16 protein-coding genes are annotated in these 15,414 nt (G+C 67.0%); 8 read left to right on the forward strand and 8 right to left on the reverse strand.

Going from position 1 to position 15,414, the window contains the following annotated elements:
* Positions 1-3 precede the first annotated feature (3 nt).
* Together ACNSN7_RS00485 and ACNSN7_RS00490 are read left to right on the forward strand one after the other, a co-directional pair.
* A complete protein-coding gene (locus ACNSN7_RS00485; RefSeq protein ID WP_418279890.1) occupies positions 4-1,548 on the forward strand; it encodes a Na+/H+ antiporter NhaC family protein in 1,545 nt (514 codons plus the stop codon).
* Positions 1,545-1,811: a DUF7513 family protein gene (locus tag ACNSN7_RS00490; RefSeq protein WP_418279891.1), complete on the forward strand. Its 267-nt coding sequence runs from the start codon at positions 1,545-1,547 to the stop codon at positions 1,809-1,811. The genes ACNSN7_RS00485 and ACNSN7_RS00490 overlap by 4 nt, the downstream gene beginning before the upstream one ends.
* A 103-nt stretch (positions 1,812-1,914) precedes the next feature.
* Here the strand turns inward: ACNSN7_RS00490 and ACNSN7_RS00495 are convergent, their stop codons facing one another.
* The 5 genes from ACNSN7_RS00495 to ACNSN7_RS00515 form a co-directional block, all read right to left on the reverse strand.
* Complete coding sequence (locus ACNSN7_RS00495; protein WP_418279892.1) at positions 1,915-3,087, reverse strand: pyridoxal-phosphate-dependent aminotransferase family protein; 1,173 nt, start codon at positions 3,085-3,087, stop codon at positions 1,915-1,917.
* 96 nt (positions 3,088-3,183) lie between these two features.
* A complete protein-coding gene (gene thrS / locus ACNSN7_RS00500; RefSeq protein WP_418279894.1) occupies positions 3,184-5,130 on the reverse strand; it encodes a threonine--tRNA ligase in 1,947 nt (648 codons plus the stop codon).
* An 84-nt stretch (positions 5,131-5,214) separates the two neighbouring features.
* The gene (gene gnd / locus ACNSN7_RS00505) at positions 5,215-6,147 is read right to left on the reverse strand and encodes a phosphogluconate dehydrogenase (NAD(+)-dependent, decarboxylating) (protein ID WP_418280186.1); all 933 of its coding nucleotides are present in this window, start codon (positions 6,145-6,147) and stop codon (positions 5,215-5,217) included.
* Positions 6,148-6,201: 54 nt separating this feature from the next.
* A complete protein-coding gene (locus ACNSN7_RS00510) occupies positions 6,202-7,452 on the reverse strand; it encodes an MBL fold metallo-hydrolase (protein WP_418279895.1) in 1,251 nt (416 codons plus the stop codon).
* Between the two features lie 191 nt (positions 7,453-7,643).
* Complete coding sequence (locus tag ACNSN7_RS00515) at positions 7,644-8,267, reverse strand: DUF998 domain-containing protein (RefSeq protein WP_418279896.1); 624 nt, start codon at positions 8,265-8,267, stop codon at positions 7,644-7,646.
* Positions 8,268-8,411: 144 nt separating this feature from the next.
* Between ACNSN7_RS00515 and ACNSN7_RS00520 the strand changes: the two genes are divergently transcribed.
* Positions 8,412-9,260, forward strand: a complete 849-nt coding sequence (locus ACNSN7_RS00520) for a TatD family hydrolase (protein WP_418279897.1) — start codon at positions 8,412-8,414, stop codon at positions 9,258-9,260.
* Positions 9,261-9,373: 113 nt separating this feature from the next.
* Positions 9,374-9,952 (forward strand): DUF2150 family protein, encoded by a 579-nt coding sequence (locus ACNSN7_RS00525; protein WP_418279898.1) that lies wholly within the window; start codon positions 9,374-9,376, stop codon positions 9,950-9,952.
* 150 nt (positions 9,953-10,102) lie between these two features.
* On the opposite strand, the gene ACNSN7_RS00530 is transcribed toward ACNSN7_RS00525, so the two are convergent.
* Entirely contained in the window at positions 10,103-11,347 is a 1,245-nt protein-coding gene (locus ACNSN7_RS00530) for a CaiB/BaiF CoA transferase family protein (protein ID WP_418279899.1), read from the reverse strand.
* Between the two features lie 167 nt (positions 11,348-11,514).
* Between ACNSN7_RS00530 and ACNSN7_RS00535 the strand changes: the two genes are divergently transcribed.
* Positions 11,515-12,309 (forward strand): SDR family oxidoreductase, encoded by a 795-nt coding sequence (locus tag ACNSN7_RS00535; protein WP_418279900.1) that lies wholly within the window; start codon positions 11,515-11,517, stop codon positions 12,307-12,309.
* A gap of 8 nt (positions 12,310-12,317) precedes the next feature.
* Positions 12,318-13,136, forward strand: a complete 819-nt coding sequence (locus ACNSN7_RS00540) for a fumarylacetoacetate hydrolase family protein (protein ID WP_418280188.1) — start codon at positions 12,318-12,320, stop codon at positions 13,134-13,136.
* 30 nt (positions 13,137-13,166) lie between these two features.
* Here ACNSN7_RS00540 and ACNSN7_RS00545 read toward each other — a convergent pair whose 3' ends face one another.
* The gene (locus ACNSN7_RS00545) at positions 13,167-13,292 is read right to left on the reverse strand and encodes a hypothetical protein (protein WP_418279901.1); all 126 of its coding nucleotides are present in this window, start codon (positions 13,290-13,292) and stop codon (positions 13,167-13,169) included.
* 338 nt (positions 13,293-13,630) lie between these two features.
* Between ACNSN7_RS00545 and ACNSN7_RS00550 the strand changes: the two genes are divergently transcribed.
* Positions 13,631-13,915: a translation initiation factor eIF-1A gene (locus ACNSN7_RS00550; RefSeq protein WP_418279902.1), complete on the forward strand. Its 285-nt coding sequence runs from the start codon at positions 13,631-13,633 to the stop codon at positions 13,913-13,915.
* An 86-nt stretch (positions 13,916-14,001) separates the two neighbouring features.
* Here the strand turns inward: ACNSN7_RS00550 and ACNSN7_RS00555 are convergent, their stop codons facing one another.
* A complete protein-coding gene (locus tag ACNSN7_RS00555; RefSeq protein WP_418280190.1) occupies positions 14,002-14,526 on the reverse strand; it encodes a hypothetical protein in 525 nt (174 codons plus the stop codon).
* A gap of 133 nt (positions 14,527-14,659) precedes the next feature.
* On the opposite strand from ACNSN7_RS00555, the gene ACNSN7_RS00560 reads away from it, so the two are divergent.
* Positions 14,660-15,346: a helix-turn-helix domain-containing protein gene (locus ACNSN7_RS00560; protein WP_418279903.1), complete on the forward strand. Its 687-nt coding sequence runs from the start codon at positions 14,660-14,662 to the stop codon at positions 15,344-15,346.
* Positions 15,347-15,414: the final 68 nt, after the last annotated feature.

Genomic DNA, 15,414 nt, shown 5'->3' on the forward strand with positions numbered 1-15,414 from the left:
TAAATGAGCGACACGTCCGATGGTAACGACTCATCAGTATCGAGGGAACTCGAGGACGCCCAAGCGGCGATGGAGGGTCCGCGGATCGAGTTCTACGGGGGGAAATGGATAAGCACGATCCCGTTGCTGTTCTTCATCGTCTGGGCGATCTTCCAGAGTGGTGTCCTCGGTATCGGGGACACGAACGGCCTGGTGATCGGTGCGCTGATCGGGACGATCATCGGGATGTTCTTCGCGAAGGGCGACTGGAAGACCTACGCGAACACCATCTTCGAGGGGATGACCCAGCGGGTCGCCGCGACGGCGATCGTGGCGTGGCTGTGGGCCGGCATGTTCGCGGACACGCTCCAGGCGGGCGGGTTCGTCGAGGGACTCATTTACGCCGCGGACGCGCTCAACGTCGGAGCATCGACGTTTCCGGCCGCGGCGTTCATCCTCGCTGGCGTCCTCGCGACCGGGATCGGAACCGGGTACGGGACGACGGTCGCGTTCGTCACGCTGTTCTTCCCGGCCGGCGTTCTCATCGGGGCGAACCCCGTGCTGTTGTTCGGGGCGATCCTCTCCGGTGCGGTGTTCGGTGACAACCTCGCACCGGTGAGCGACACGACCATCGTGAGCGCGGTCACGCAGGACTCCGACATCGGCGGGGTCGTCGCCTCGCGGTTCAAATACGCCATCATCGCCGCGGTGCCCGCGTTCGTGGCGTACCTGATCATGGGGTCGGTGATGTCCGGCGTGAGTCTCGAGGGCGCGGCGGCGCTGCAGGAGACCGCGACCGCCCCCGGTCTGATACACCTGATCTCGATGGGCGTGGTCATCTGGACCGCGGTCAAAGGTCGCCACATCGTCGAGGCGATCTCCTGGGGTATCATCGCCGCCATCGTCTTCAATCTCGTCTTCGGGCTCTCCTCGGTCAGCGACATCGTGGTGTTCAACGTCACCGAGGCCGGTGCGTTCACCGCGCTTCCGTTCGTCGAGGTGGCCGACTCCGCCGGTGTGGGCGGAAGCCTCTACTCCGGTGCGATCGGCTTCTTCCCGCTCATCGTGTTGACGCTGCTCATCGTCGCGATGGCGCAGATCATGATCCGCGGCGGCGGCTTCCAGGCGATGCAGGAGTTCCTCCTCGACGTCGTTGCGACCAACGTGCGTCGGGCAGAGGGAACCATGGTCGTCGGGACGGCGATGATCAACGGGATGATCACGATCAACACCGCAGCGGAGATCGCGATCGCGCCGTACATCGCCCGGATCGGCGAGCAGTTCAACATCAACGGATACCGTCGGGCGAACATCCTCGACGCGAACACCTCGGCGCTCGGGTACATCTTCCCGTGGGCCGGCGGCGTGCTGGTCGGCTATCAGGTCATGGTCGGGCCCGAAGGGCTCGGCGCGCAGTACGGCCCCGAGATGGTCGTCAACCCGATAGACGTCGTGCCGTACGTGTTCCACGGATGGCTCCTCGTGGCGGTGTTCCTGATAGCCGCGTTCACCGGGTTCGGCCGTGAGTACATTTCGGACCGGAAGTCCGAGGAGGTGTCCCGCGTATGAGCATCTTCGAGAAGTACCTCGCCGGCTGGTCGTTCCGGACGCGATACCCGGACTACGAGCCCGGCGAGGTCATCGAGGTGATGGTCACGTCGACGACCGACGGCAAGGCGAAAGCCCGTATCGGAGATTCGATCCTTCGGATCGCCGACGCCCCGGAGAACGCGCTCCACACGCGAGTGACGGTGGAGATAGACGAGTGGGACGCCGAGGACCACATCGGCGAGGGGACCTACATCGAAACCGTCGGTAAAAGCTCCTTCTAGCGCCGGCCGCGGTCGCTCCGCTTTTTTACGTGCGGTCGACGAAACTCACACCGCCGAACCGATCGGCGTGAGAGTGCTTCGGCCGGGACGTCCGCGGACCGTCCTACGCCTCGTACCCCTGTTCGGCGAGCGCTTCTTCCAACGTCGCCAGCAGGAACTCGACGTTTTTCGGGCGCGCCGAGTGCCCCATACAACCGATACGCCAGATGTCGCCCGCCAGATCACCGAGTCCGGACGCGATCTCGAGGTCGTACTCCTCGAGCAGGTAGTCGATGGCTGCGGCGTCGTCGACGCCGTCGGGCACGCGGACCGCGTTGAGGCTCGGGAGCCAGTAGTCGTCGGGCGCGTTCATCTCCAGGCCCATCTCTTGGAGTCCCGCCTTGAGATCGCCCGCCACGGAGCGATGGCGGTCCCAGCGGTCCTCGATCCCCTCCTCGGCGACGAGCCGCAACGCCTCCCGGATGGCGTACACGTTCGTGATCGGAGCGGTGTGGTGGTACGCGCGCTCGTCGCCCCAGTACCCCTCGAGCAGCGAGAGGTCGAGATACCACGACCGCGGCTCCTCCTCGCGGTCGAGCACCTTGTTCATCGCCCGGTCGTTGAGCGTCAGCGGGCTCGCGCCCGGCGGACACGAGAGACACTTCTGTGGGCCCGAGTACGCGACGTCGACGTCCCACTCGTCGACGCGCATCTCGACGCCGCCGAGCGACGTGACACAGTCGGCGATCACGTACGCGTCGTGGGCGTGAGCGATATCGGTCAGCTCGGGAACCCCCGGCTGGAGAACGCCCGTCGACGTCTCGGCGTGGACGAACCCGAACACGTCCGGCTGGTGCTCGTCGAACGCGGCCTCGACGTCGACGGGATCGAGCGGCTCGCCCCACGGTGCGTCGACCTCGACGACCTCGCCGCCCGCGCGGCGGGCCATCGACGCCATCCGACCGCCGAAGTAGCCGTTCGTCGGAACGAGCATCGTGTCGCCCGGCTCGACGAGGTTCCCGATGGCGGCCTCCATCGACGCGGATCCGGTCCCGGACACCGGAATCGTCCACTGGTTGTCCGTCCGGAACGTGTATCGGAGCAGCTCCTGGACCTCGTTCATGATCTCCACGAACGAGGGGTCGAGATGGCCGACGAGCGGCGTACTCATCGCTTTCAGTACCCGCGGGTGAACGTCGCTCGGGCCGGGACCCATCAGCGTTCGGTCCGGCGGCCGCAGTTCGCCGACGTCCGGTGCGGTGTGCTCCTCGTCGACCAGTTCAGGTGCGTCACTCATGTCTCGGCGTACCACGGCATGTGTCAAAAACACGGCGGTACCCGAAAAGGAGACCGTGGCCGCCCCGACCGCACGCTCCGAAAGGGGAGCGCCGCGCTACTCGTCGACGAAGTCCGGCTCCGTCCGCTTCTCGGCTCGCTCGTCGACGAGGTGGTCGACGAACGCGTCGAGTTCGACGTCGCCGCGCTGGTTCTCGAAGCGGTCACGGACCGAGACGGTCCCGGCTTCGGCCTCCTCGTCGCCGACGACGACCATGTACGGGAGCCTGTCGTCGTGGCTCTGGCGGATCTTGCGGCCGACCGTCCAGTCGCGGTCCTCGACCTCGACGCGGAACCCCGCCTCGGTGAGCGCGTTCTTCACCCTGTGTGCGTAGCCGAGCGTCGCGTCGGAGACGGGGAGTATCCGGACCTGCTCGGGCGCGAGCCACAGCGGGAAGTTGCCGTCGAAGTGCTCGATCAGCACCATGAAGAAGCGCTCGTAGCTGCCGTACAGCGCGCGGTGGATCATCACCGGCTGGTGCTCCTCGTTGTCCTCGCCCGTGTACGTCAGATCGAACCGCTCCGGCATGTTGAAGTCGAGTTGGACGGTCGGACCGTCCCAGACGCGACCCAAGGCGTCCTCGAAGCCGAAGTCGATCTTTGGGCCGTAAAACGCCCCGTCGCCGGGCTCGACGTCGTAGTCGTAGCCGCCGGACTCGAGCACGTCGCGGAGTTGCTCCTCGGCGGACTCCCAGATCTCGTCGCCGCCAACGGACTTGTCCGGCCGGGTCGCGAGGGAGACGTCGACGTCCAGATCGAGCGTCTCGACGACCGTGAAGATCATCTCGATCACCGACTCGATCTCCCGACGGATCTGGTCGGGACGGACGAACAGGTGACCGTCGTCGATGGTGAACGACCAGACGCGAGAGAGCCCCGAGAGCTCGCCGCGCTGCTCTTTCCGGTACACCTTCCCGTTCTCGAAGTAGCGCTGCGGGAGGTCGCGGTACGACCACGACTGCTGGTCGAAGATCGTCGCGTGACCCGGACAGTTCATCGGCTTGAGCCCGTACTCCTCGTCGTTGACGTCGAGGAGGAACATGTCGTCTTTGTAGTTCTCGTAGTGGCCGGACTGCTTCCACAGCTCCGTCCGGAACACGTGGGGCGTCTCGACCTCCTCGTAGCCGTGATCGCGGTTGAGCTCGTTCGCGAAGTTCGAAAGCTCACGGAGCACGGTCTTCCCGGGCGGATGATACAGGGGAAGCCCCGGTCCCGTCACGGTCGGGATCGAAAAGAGGTTCATCTCTTGACCGATCTTCCGGTGGTCGCGCTCGGCGGCCGCCTCGCGCATGTCGAGGTACTCCTCGAGGTCGGACTCCGAGGCAAACGCGGTCCCGTACACGCGCGTCAACGTCTCGTTGTCCTCGTCTCCCCGCCAGTAGGCGGCGGAGACCTCGAGGAGGGTCGCCGCACCGATCTCGCCGGTCGACTCGACGTGCGGGCCCTGACAGAGGTCCTGCCAGTCGTCCTGCTCGTAGAAGGTGACCTCCTCACCGGACGCCTCGTCGTCGAGGATCTCGCGTTTGAACTCGTTGTCCGCGTAGATATCCATCGCCTCCTCACGGGATCGGACCACGCGCTCGATGTCGTAGTCCGCCTCGATGATCGCGTCCATCTCGGCTTCGACGGCGTCCAGGTCGCTCTCGTCGAGGTCGACGTCGGTGACGTCGTAGTAGAACCCTTCGTCCGTGTAGGGACCGATCGTGAGGGTGGCCTCCGGGTGGAGCCGCTGGAGCGCCTGCGCGAACACGTGCGCCGCCGAGTGGCGGAGCACCTGCAGGTACTCGTCCGACTGATCGGTCACGATCTCGATCCGCGCGCCGTCGTGGACCGGCGCGTATTTCTCGACGAGTTCGCCGTCGATCTTCCCCGCGACCGTGTCGCGGCCGAGTCCGGGGCCGATCTCGTAGGCGACGTCCTCGACGGTCGCTCCCGCCGGAACGTCCAGCTCTGATCCGTCCGGGAGGACGACCGTCACGTCGGCCTGCGCGTCCGTCTCGCTCATACTCTCGGAAAGCCGGAGGATCGGCATAAGTGTTGTTTGATGGCGGGACGCGACGACACGCGAGACAGCGACCGCCGACACGGACTATTCTCGTTTCACGTCGTGGCGACCGAACCCGTACCGCAGTCGGTTCGCGAGCCGCCGGGAGTACCGCCCCTCGTTCCGGGAGTCGAATCGCTCGGCGAGCGCCTGGTAGATGAGCGGGACGGGCACCTCCCGTTCGAGCGCCTCCTCGACGGTCCACGTCCCCGTGGACCCGCCGGCGACGTGGTCGGCGACGTCGCCGAGGTCGTTGCCTTCCTCGCGGAACGCCTCCTCGCAGAGCTCCAGCAGCCACGACCGGATCACCGCGCCGTTGTTCCACGTCCGTGCGACCGACTCCATCTCGAGGTCGTACCGCCCGTCCGCGAGCAGCTCGAACCCCTCGCCGTACGCTTGCATCAGCGCGTACTCGACGCCGTTGTGGACCATCTTCACGTAGTGGCCCGCGCCCGACTCGCCCATGTGGCCGTGGCCGTCCGGTCCGGTCGCGACCGCATCGAAGACGGGAACGAGCGCCTCGTAGGCCCACTCGGGACCGCCGACCATCAGCGAGAACCCCTCCTCGGCGCTCGCCGGGCCGCCGGAGGTCCCACAGTCGAGGTAGGCGGCGTCCGTCTCCTCGGCTCGGCGGACCGACTCCGCGAAGTGCGAGTTGCCGCCGTCGACGATCACGTCGTCGCCGCCGACGTGCGGTTCCAGGTCCGCGAGCGTGGCGTCGACCGCGTCGCCCGCGGGGACCATCAGCCAGATCCGCTTGTCGTCGCCGAGTCGGTCAGCGAGATCGGCGACGGAGTCCGCCGGCTCCGCACCGTTCTCCGCCGCGGTCGCCGTCGCCTCCGCGGAGAGGTCGAAGGCGACCACGTCGTGGCCCGCCTCCACGGATCTGTTCGCGACGATCTGCCCCATCCGTCCGAGTCCGATGACGCCCAGTTGCATGGGCGAGAGGTTGCGGTGGTTCGCCGTAGTGGTTCCGATTCGGGCGGGCGATCCCCGGTCGCACGGCAGCAGGGTGGGCGGCCGACGACGCAGTCAGCGTCGGCGCTGCGATCCGACGTCCACCCGTGCCCCCAGTTCCGGCGCGCTCGCCGCGATTCCCTCCCCGCGCAGTCGCTCGGCGAACCCCTCGGTGTCGTCGCCATGGACGACGAGCACCGCCGCGTCCTCGTAGCTCGCGAGGAACGACCGCAGGCCGTCGCGGTCGGCGTGCGCGGAGAAGTCGTACCCCTCAACCCGCGCGCTCACGGTCAGTCGCCGGCCGTCGATCTCGGCGCTCCCTGTCTCCATCAGCTCGCGACCCGGCGTCCCCTGTACCTGATACCCCGTCATCGTCACCTTGTTCGTCGGGTCCCCGGCGATCTCCGGGAGGTACGTCATCGCCGGCCCGCCCGAGAGCATCCCGCTCGTCGTAACGATCGCCGCCTGCTGCGCCGCGATCCGCTTCCGCTGGCCGTCCCGCCCGGTAACGAAGCGCGCGTGTGACTTCGCCCGGCGGAGCGCCTCCGGGTCCCGGACGAACTCCGGGTGACGAAGGAGCGTCTCGGTCACCGCCTGTCCCATCCCGTCGACGTAGCACGGGACGTCGTACGCCTCACACACGAGAAGCAGTTCCTGTGTGCGACCGATCGCGAACGCGGGGACGACGACGGTCCCGCCCTCCCACAGCGTCGTCTCGACGCTCTCGACGAACCGCTCTTCGATCGCCGTACGGTCGCCGTGTTCGACGTCGGCGTACGTGCTCTCACAGATAACGACGTCGGCGTCCGGCCGCGCGGTCGTGCCTGCGACGATCCGCTGGTCGTCCGTGTGGAAGTCGCCGGTGTACAGCAGTCTCGTCTCCCCGTCGTCGACGAGGACGTGTGCGCTGCCCGGGATGTGGCCCGCGTCGAAGAACGTCACCTCGTGGCCCGCCGCCGAGAACGACTCGCGGTACCCGTGCGTCTCGGACACCTCGGAGACGCGCTTGAGGTCGTCGTGGATGAACGGGCAGGCGTACGTCCCGCCGTGGAGTTTGAGCGTGTCGCGACCGAGCGCCAGCGCGAGCTCGAACGTCGGCGGCGTCCAATGGATCGGCGGGCGATCCGAGCCGGACAGAAGCGCCGGAACCGACCCGACGTGATCGAGGTGGCCGTGGGAGACGACGACCGCGTCTGGGTCGGGGGTTTCGACGGGGAACAGCGGAGGGTCAGCGGTCAGCAGACCGAAATCGAGAAGCAGCGAGTCGTTCACGAGAACGGCGCTCCGGCCGACCTCGCGAGCACCGCCGAGGAATCGAACGTCCATTACCGGCCGAACGGGGGCCAGCGGTTTTCCTCCGTCGGTTCGCGATCACTCCGGAATCGCGGGTCGAGGTAGTTCAGTCATGTCGAAGCACTCCGGTCACGTCGAAGCACTCCGGTCACGCCGAAGCACTCCGGTCACGCCGAAGCACTCCGGTCACGCCGAAGCACTCCGGTCACGCCGAAGCACTCCAATCACGTCGGAGCCCGCGCGGTGTCGACGACTCGGAGCGGACCGACGAACCACACCCACGCCGCGAGCATGAGCGCACCCGGAAGTTCTGGCAACGCGAGTCCGGACACGGGCCAGAGCCCGAGGAGGAACGTCGCCCACACGACGACGTGGACGGGAACGAACGCGAGCGTCACGCGCCCGGTCGTCGTCCGGCGGCGAGCGATCCCATCGATCGCGAACACGGCGGTGATCAGCGCGTAGAACCCGATCGCCGCGGGGCCGTGGAGCGGTTGCGTGAGATCGTACGCACCGATCCCCGCCATCGCGACCATCGACAGCGCGAAGGCGACCGCTCGCACGCGAGCGAGCGCGACGGACCGGTCGCCCGCGTCGCCGAGCCGCCACAGTCCGGCCGCGTAGACGACCCCGACGCCGCCTCCGAGGATCAGCCCGCCGTTGAACACTGGCGCGCTCCGCTCGCGGACGCCCAGATCCGAGAGCGCGTCGCCGGTCCACGAGAACGTCGGATCCAGCACCGTCGCCACCGCGATCCCGCCGAGCGCGACGACGGTCGCGAGCGCTCCGAGGAGACGAAACGGCTCCGCCACGGTGCTCGAACCGTCACTGCGGTGACTCTCCTCCATCGGTACGTGTTCACTCGCTGCCGCTCCGTATATAAACGATCGGGGGTGTACACACGTCGGACTCGATCGGCCGAAATCGACGCGGACTCGTTCGGTCGGAATCGACACACAACCCCTATGCGGCGCGGTCGCCCATGATGGGGTATGATCGACGACCTCGACCAGCCGGTACTCGACAACCATCTCCACCTCGATCCGCGGCACGGGAGAGGGATCGACGCCGTCGAGGAGTTTGTCCACCTCGGCGGCACCCATCTGCTCGTCGTCAACAAACCGTCGTGGCACCTCGGCGTCGAGGCGGACGACCCGGCGGAGTTCCGCGCCGTCTTCGAGGAGACGATCGCGGCCGTCGAGGCGGCCAACGAGGTCCTTCCGGGTCGCGCGTGGCCGGTCCTCGGCGTTCATCCCGGACTGATCACCCGACTCGTCGACGAGCGGGGGTTCGAACCGGACGAGGCGCGGGCCCTGATGTGTGGCGGACTCGACGTCGCGGCCGAGTTCGTCTCGGCCGGGCGCGCGCTCGCGTTGAAGTCCGGGCGGCCGCACTACGAGGTGACCGACGCCGTGTGGGACGCCTCGAACGAGGTCATGGCGCACGCGTTCGCGCGCGCGACGGACCTCGACTGCGCGGTCCAGTTGCACACGGAGGCCAGCGAGGACCTGACCGACGTCGCTGAAGCGGCCGTCGACGCCGGCCTCGATCCGGGACGAGTCGTGAAACACTACGCGGCCGGTCGCCTTGCGGGACCGATCCCGAGCGTGATGAGCGAGACGGACCGGCTGATCCGGGCCGCGGAATCGGGCGAGCCGTTCCTGATGGAGACGGACTTCGTCGATGATCCGGACAAGCCCGGTGCGGTGCTGGGTCCGAAAACCGTTCCCCGGCGCGTCCGATGGTTACTGGCGGAGGGGTACGACGACGCCATGTGGCGCGCGCACGTCGAGACGCCGGCCGCGGTGTACGGGATCGACACGGAATCGACGCGATCGTGACCGCCACGTGTCCACTCCGCGACGTATCCACTCGGCGTCTTCGAGGGTGTGACGCGCTCTCTCGGGGACGCTGATAGGAAAGGCATTTGAGTGGTCCGGGAGACGTATGGTGTATGACCGACGACGAGGCCGTGGAGACGTTCTACTCCGACGAACGCTGGCAGAACTGGCTTACCCGCGTCGAGGAGGAGGAACTGGACCCCGAAAACGAGGACTCCGCTCGACTCCTGTTGAACCTTCAGGACGACGCCGCGATCGCGATCGCGAAGATCCTCGCGGCGCTCGACGACGGACGCATCGACGAGGACCGTGCCGTCGAGGAGATCCACACCGTCCGGGACATCGTTCTCGCGGAGGTCTCGTTCGACGACGAGGACAAGGTGATGCTCATCGACGGCGTCCAGACCTCGCTCGTCCCCGTCTTTTATGCGACCGAGGAGTACGTGGTCGGCGGCGTCGTCGACGGCGACGTCGAGGAGTTCGTTCGCGCGGCCGCGGCCGCGGAAGCGGAAGAAGACCTCGACGCCGCGCTCGGCTACGTCGTACAGGCCGGGACGCGCGTGATCGACGGCGAACCGCTCGACATCGATCTGGTCGAGGAGCTGGAGTACGGCCTCGTCTCCGAGTGGGTCAACGGCCTCGACTCGCTTCAGACCGCCCTCGAGGACCCCGAAGTCGTCGAAGAGGACTGAGCGGCCTCGGCCCTTTCGTCCGCTCCGTCCCTTTCGTCCGCTCCGTCCCTTTCGTCCGCTCCGTCCCTTTCGTCCGCTCCGTCCCTTTCGTCCGCTCCGTCCCTTTCGTCCGCTCCGTCCCTTTCGTCCGCTCCGTCCGTTTCTGTTCGACTACGCACCGTCGGGGATCGCTCCCTCCGTCCGCAGTCGTGCGAGGTCGTCGTCCCCGTAGCCGTACTCGCGGAGGATCGTCTCCGTGTGCTCGCCGAGCGTCGGCGGGTGCTGGCGGACCGTCGTCGGCGTCCGCGAGAACTTCATCGGGGACCCGGGCATCGTGACCGTCCCGGCCGTCGGATGGTCGACGTCGACGCGCATGTCGCGCGCCTCGATCTGCGGGTCGTCGAACAGCTCCGCCATGTCGCGAACGTGGCTGGCGGGGACGTCGTTGGCCTCCAGCAGGTCGACCGCCTCCCGGGTCGTCAGTTCGGCGAACACGGCATCGAGTTCGGCATCGAGCACGTCGCGGTGTCTGACCCGCTTCTCGTTGGTTTCGAACCGCTCGTCGGCGAGCAGGTCCGGGCGGTCCAACGCCTCGCAGAGGCGGGGCCAGAACGCGTCCGACGAACAGGCGACGACGACGTAGCCGTCGACGGTTTCGAACGCCTGATACGGGGCGATGTTCGGATGCTTGCTCCCCATCCGTCCCGGCGGTTCGCCGCTCGCGAAGTAGTTGGTCGCCATGTAGCTGGTCCACGCGGCCTGTCCGTCGAGCAGGCTCACGTCGATCTTCTGTCCCTCACCGTCGCCGAGTTCGCGGTCGAGCAGCGCCGCGAGGATCGCCTGCGTCGCGTACATCCCCGCACCGATGTCCGCGAGCGCGACGCCGATCCGGACCGGCGCTCCGTCCTCCATCCCGGTGATCGACATGAACCCGCCGCGAGCCTGCATCATGATGTCGTACGCCGGCTTATCGCGGTCGGGACCCCACTCGCCGTAGCCGGAGATCCCACAGTACACGAGTCCGGGGTTGTCGTCGACGAGGTCGGCGTAGTCGAGCCCCCAGTCGGCCATCTTTCCGACGCGGAAGTTCTCCACGAGCACGTCCGCCTCCCGTGCCAGATCGCGGAACACCGCCCGTCCGGCGTCGCTCGCGAGGTTCAACTCGAGCGAGCGCTTGTTACGGTTGACGCTGACGTAGTAGGCGCTCTCGCCGTCGTCGCCGTCGCCGAAGACGGGCGGCCGCCAGGTCCGGGTCTGATCGCCCGCGCCGGGGCGCTCGATCTTGATCACGTCCGCGCCGAGGTCGCCGAGTTGCATGGTACAGAACGGGCCGACGAGCACCCGCGAGGCGTCGAGCACCGTGACGCCGTCGAGCGGTCCCGTCTCGCCCGATGGGTCGCGGGCCTCACCGACCATCCGACGTCCCTCCGTCGTCGAACGCGTGTCGTTCGTCCATACGTGCGAGTGTATCGGCGGGGTAATGAGCGTCCCGACAGCCACCGTCGAACCTTTTAAACGCAGTGACCTCGGCGGGGCGCGCCGAGTCGGCAACGGTTAAACCGTCTCGGAGTGAGTCGGATCGTATGGACCTTGATATCGAGGGCAACGTCGCGTTGACGACCGCATCGAGCAGTGGACTCGGATTCGCCGCCGCGACCGCGCTCGTTCGGGAGGGAGCAAACGTCGTGATCAACGGTCGGGACGCCGACCGACTCGCGGACGCGAAAGACGAACTGGAAGCGGAGGCCGCAGGTGACGCTCGCGTCGTCGCCGTACAGGGCGATCTCACCGTCGAAGAGGACATCGACGAGCTCGTCGACACGACGCTCGACGAGTTCGGACGGCTCGACCACCTCGTCACGTCGGCGGGCGGACCGCCGTCCGGCGCGTTCCTGGACACCGACGACGACGACTGGGAACACGCCTACGAGCTGCTCGTGATGAGCGTCGTCCGACTGACGCGGAAGTGTGCGGATCCGCTCCAGGAGGGCGACGGCGGGACGATCGTCAACGTCGCCTCGCGCTCCGTGAAGGAAGCGATCGACGGGCTCGTGTTGTCGAACGCCGTCAGAATGAGCGTCATCGGGCTGGAGAAGACTCTGTCGAGCGAGCTCGCGCCCGACGTCCGGGCGAACGCGGTCCTCCCGGGCCCCCACGAGACGAGCCGGATCACCGATCTCGTCGAGCAGGCGATCGAGCGCGGCGAGTACGACTCCTACGACGAGGGGATCCAGGACTGGGCGAAGAACCCGCTCGGGCGCGTCGGTGACCCGATCGAACTCGGCAACACGGTCGCGTTCCTCTCCTCGCCGAAGTCCGGATTCATCAACGGCCAGTCGATCGTCATCGACGGCGGTGCGGGCAACGCGAACCTGTGAGCGAGCGCATGACCTCGGAGAACTATCGCCTGGCACGAACGGTCGAGGGACGACCGCTCGTCGGCGACGACGGTGGCTTCGTCCCGCTGGCGACCGCGGGGTACGAAACGACGAACGACGCGCTCGGAGCCGACCTCCCCACGATCGACGACCTCCCGGCGTCGCGAACGCCGACCGAGGACCTCCGGTTCTCGACGCCGTTCGATCCCGGGAAGCTGTGGGGGATCGGGCTCAATTACGCCGACCACGCGGCGGACCTCGACGAGGCCCGTCCCGAGGAACCGGCGAGCTTCATGAAGCCGCGGACCACGCTGACCGCGCCGGGTGGTCCGATTCGACTCCCGCCCACCGAGGAGTCGTCGCGAGTCACCGCGGAGGCCGAACTCGGCGTCGTGATCGGACGAACCTGTCGCGACGTCGACGCCGCGGCGTTCGGTGACGTCGTCGCCGGCTTCGTCCCGATCATCGATATGACCGCGGAGGACGTCCTTCAGCGGAACCCGCGCTTCCTCACGCGATCGAAGAGCTACGACACGTTCCTCGTCGTCGGTCCGTGGCTCTCGGCACCGGCGACGATCGATCGGCTCGACGACGTCACGGTGCGGACCGTGATCAACGACGAGACCGTCTCGGAGAAGACGCTGGACCGGATGCTGTTCTCGCCGCCCGAACTCGTCGCGTTCCACTCTCGAGTGATGACGCTGGAACCCGGCGACGTGATCTCGACGGGAACGCCCGGTGCCGGCGTGATCGAGGACGGCGACACCGTGCGGGCCGAAGTCGACGGTGTCGGCGTCCTCGAAGCCGACGTCGTCCGCGCCGACTGAACCTCCCGACCGTCGTTCTCCCGACCGGATTCAGAGTGCGAGCCCGACGATCTGATAGAGCGCACCGACGACGAACACGCCGATCAGCGCGATCGTCGCGACGACGACGGCTGGCGCGAGCATCTCGTCGTCCTCGTCGAGGATCATCTCTTCCATGTCGTCACCGACGCCTCGGCACGTTTTGAAGGCTTCGCTCGGCGGTCCTCCGTGTCGGCGAAGTTCGAACGGACAGTTCCGAGAGAGAACGGGGCTGTCCCGCTCCCTAGTGGATCCGTGCGGATGGCTGACGCGCGGCGAACGGTTCGACGGGATCGAAACCGACCACGTCGTCGACGAGTTCGGTGACGAGTCGGCCACGTTCGTGCAGGTCAACGCGGCGTTCACACGGACGGGGCGCTCGCGTTGCCGTCGCATCGACGATGGTGAGCGACGACAGCGAGCGTCGATAGCACGCGTCTCCAATGACTTATCAGGGTGTGGGTACTACAACGCCTGTGAGCGAAGAATCCGGGCGACGGAACCTCCGTATGCCCTCGAGCGACGAAGTGTTCGCCGTCGTCACAGAGCACCTCGGCGGCAATCACGTCCGCCTCCGCTGTGTGGACGGGAAGGAACGACTCGGCCGAATCCCCGGTCGCATGAAGTACCGCACGTGGATCAACGAGGGCGACGTCGTCGTCGCCGAACCGTGGTCCTGGCAGGACGAGAAAGCGAACGTCGAGTGGCGCTACAGCGACGAGGACGCGGACCAGCTCCGGCGCGAAGGCCACATCGAGTAACACCACCTATCCTATCCGAACCGCGACGACGGTGAGCGCCGGCTCCGTGGACCGGGCGGCCTCACCCCAAGTCCGACCCCGGCCGGTCACGCGAACAGCAGGATCAACACGACCACGAACAGCAGTTCGACTCCAACGATCAGGACCACAAGCAGCCAGTTGCGGTACGTTCGGAGCCACTCGACCACGTCCCCACCGCTCGATCCGACTCGGGACGCACCGGACGACTCCCCGTCATCTCGCGGGACGTACGCCTCGTCGACCTGCCATCCCGTCTCGGCGTCGAACGTCGCCGGGATGCGCGTGCCGACGACGTCGTCGATCTCGAGCGGTGAGACGCCCGCAGCCTCCAGAAACGCCAAGAGATCTTCGCACTCGTCCAAGGAGCCGTGTTTCGGTCCGGCGAACCGTTCCGTGTGCGTCGTATCGCCGTGCGGTGGGCGCATCTCCACGACGACGTCCGCCCCGTCCGCCTCCGCCCGAACCGCAGTGACGACGAGCGCGTCCTCCTCGTCGTTCAAGTACGCCTCCATCAACCGGCGCTTGAGGCCGTCGTCGACCACGCTTCGCTCGTCGGTCGGTCGCTGTTCACGGGAGGCCCGATCGGCCATTCTGGAGACGTACGCGATGCCGTCTGATAAACGCACGGCACACCGTCCCTCCGGGATACGTTCGTCGAAGCCACGCTCGCCTCGACCGCGGTTCGGGCGAAATCGCTTTGCCTCGTGGCCGCCTACCAGCGGTATGCGCGAGGTGTCGCTACGGATCCGCCATCACGGCGAGCCGGAGTCAGACGTGAGCGCTCGGTATCCGAACGTCACGTTCCGTTCCGTGTCGTCGATGACGGGACGCATGTCCGAGCGGAAGCGGATCAACGAGCTCCGCGGTCCGAGCGAGGAGATCGAGGGATTCCTCGCCGAGTTTCGCGAGGCCGACTCGGTGATCGAGGCGGAGCCGCTCTCGCCGCTGGAGGGCGAGCGCGTGTACGTCGCGCTGGTCATCGACGTCGAGAAGTGGGACAGCATCTCCGAGCGGCTCTCGGACATGGGGATCCACTATCGGACGGGAACGACGATCAAGGCGGGGATCGAACGATGGACGCTGTATCTAGCGGACGACGACGACCTCTCGGCGGTGATGCGCGAGCTGGAACGCGGCGGGAACGAGGTCGAACTCGTCAGGAACGTGGCACTGTCCGACGTGGACCGCCCGCCACAGCTCGAGATGACCAGATTCCTCGAGGACCTCACGCGGCGGCAGCGAGAGGTGCTCGCGACCGCCATCGAGATGGGCTACTACGAACACCAGAGCGGTGTCGGCATCGAGGACGTCGCCGAGGCGGTGGGGCTCGGCTCGACGACCGTCTGGGAACACCTCTCCCGTGCGGAGGCGAAGGTCATGGGCGGACTGATCGATCAGTTTGACGGCTGAGCCGAAACGTCCCTCGAAGACGGTGTGACTGATAACCGTTATCAATTTGATGCAGAGAGACGTATTCT

Source organism: Halorubrum rarum, from assembly GCF_048380895.1.
In the GTDB taxonomy this organism is placed as follows: domain Archaea; phylum Halobacteriota; class Halobacteria; order Halobacteriales; family Haloferacaceae; genus Halorubrum.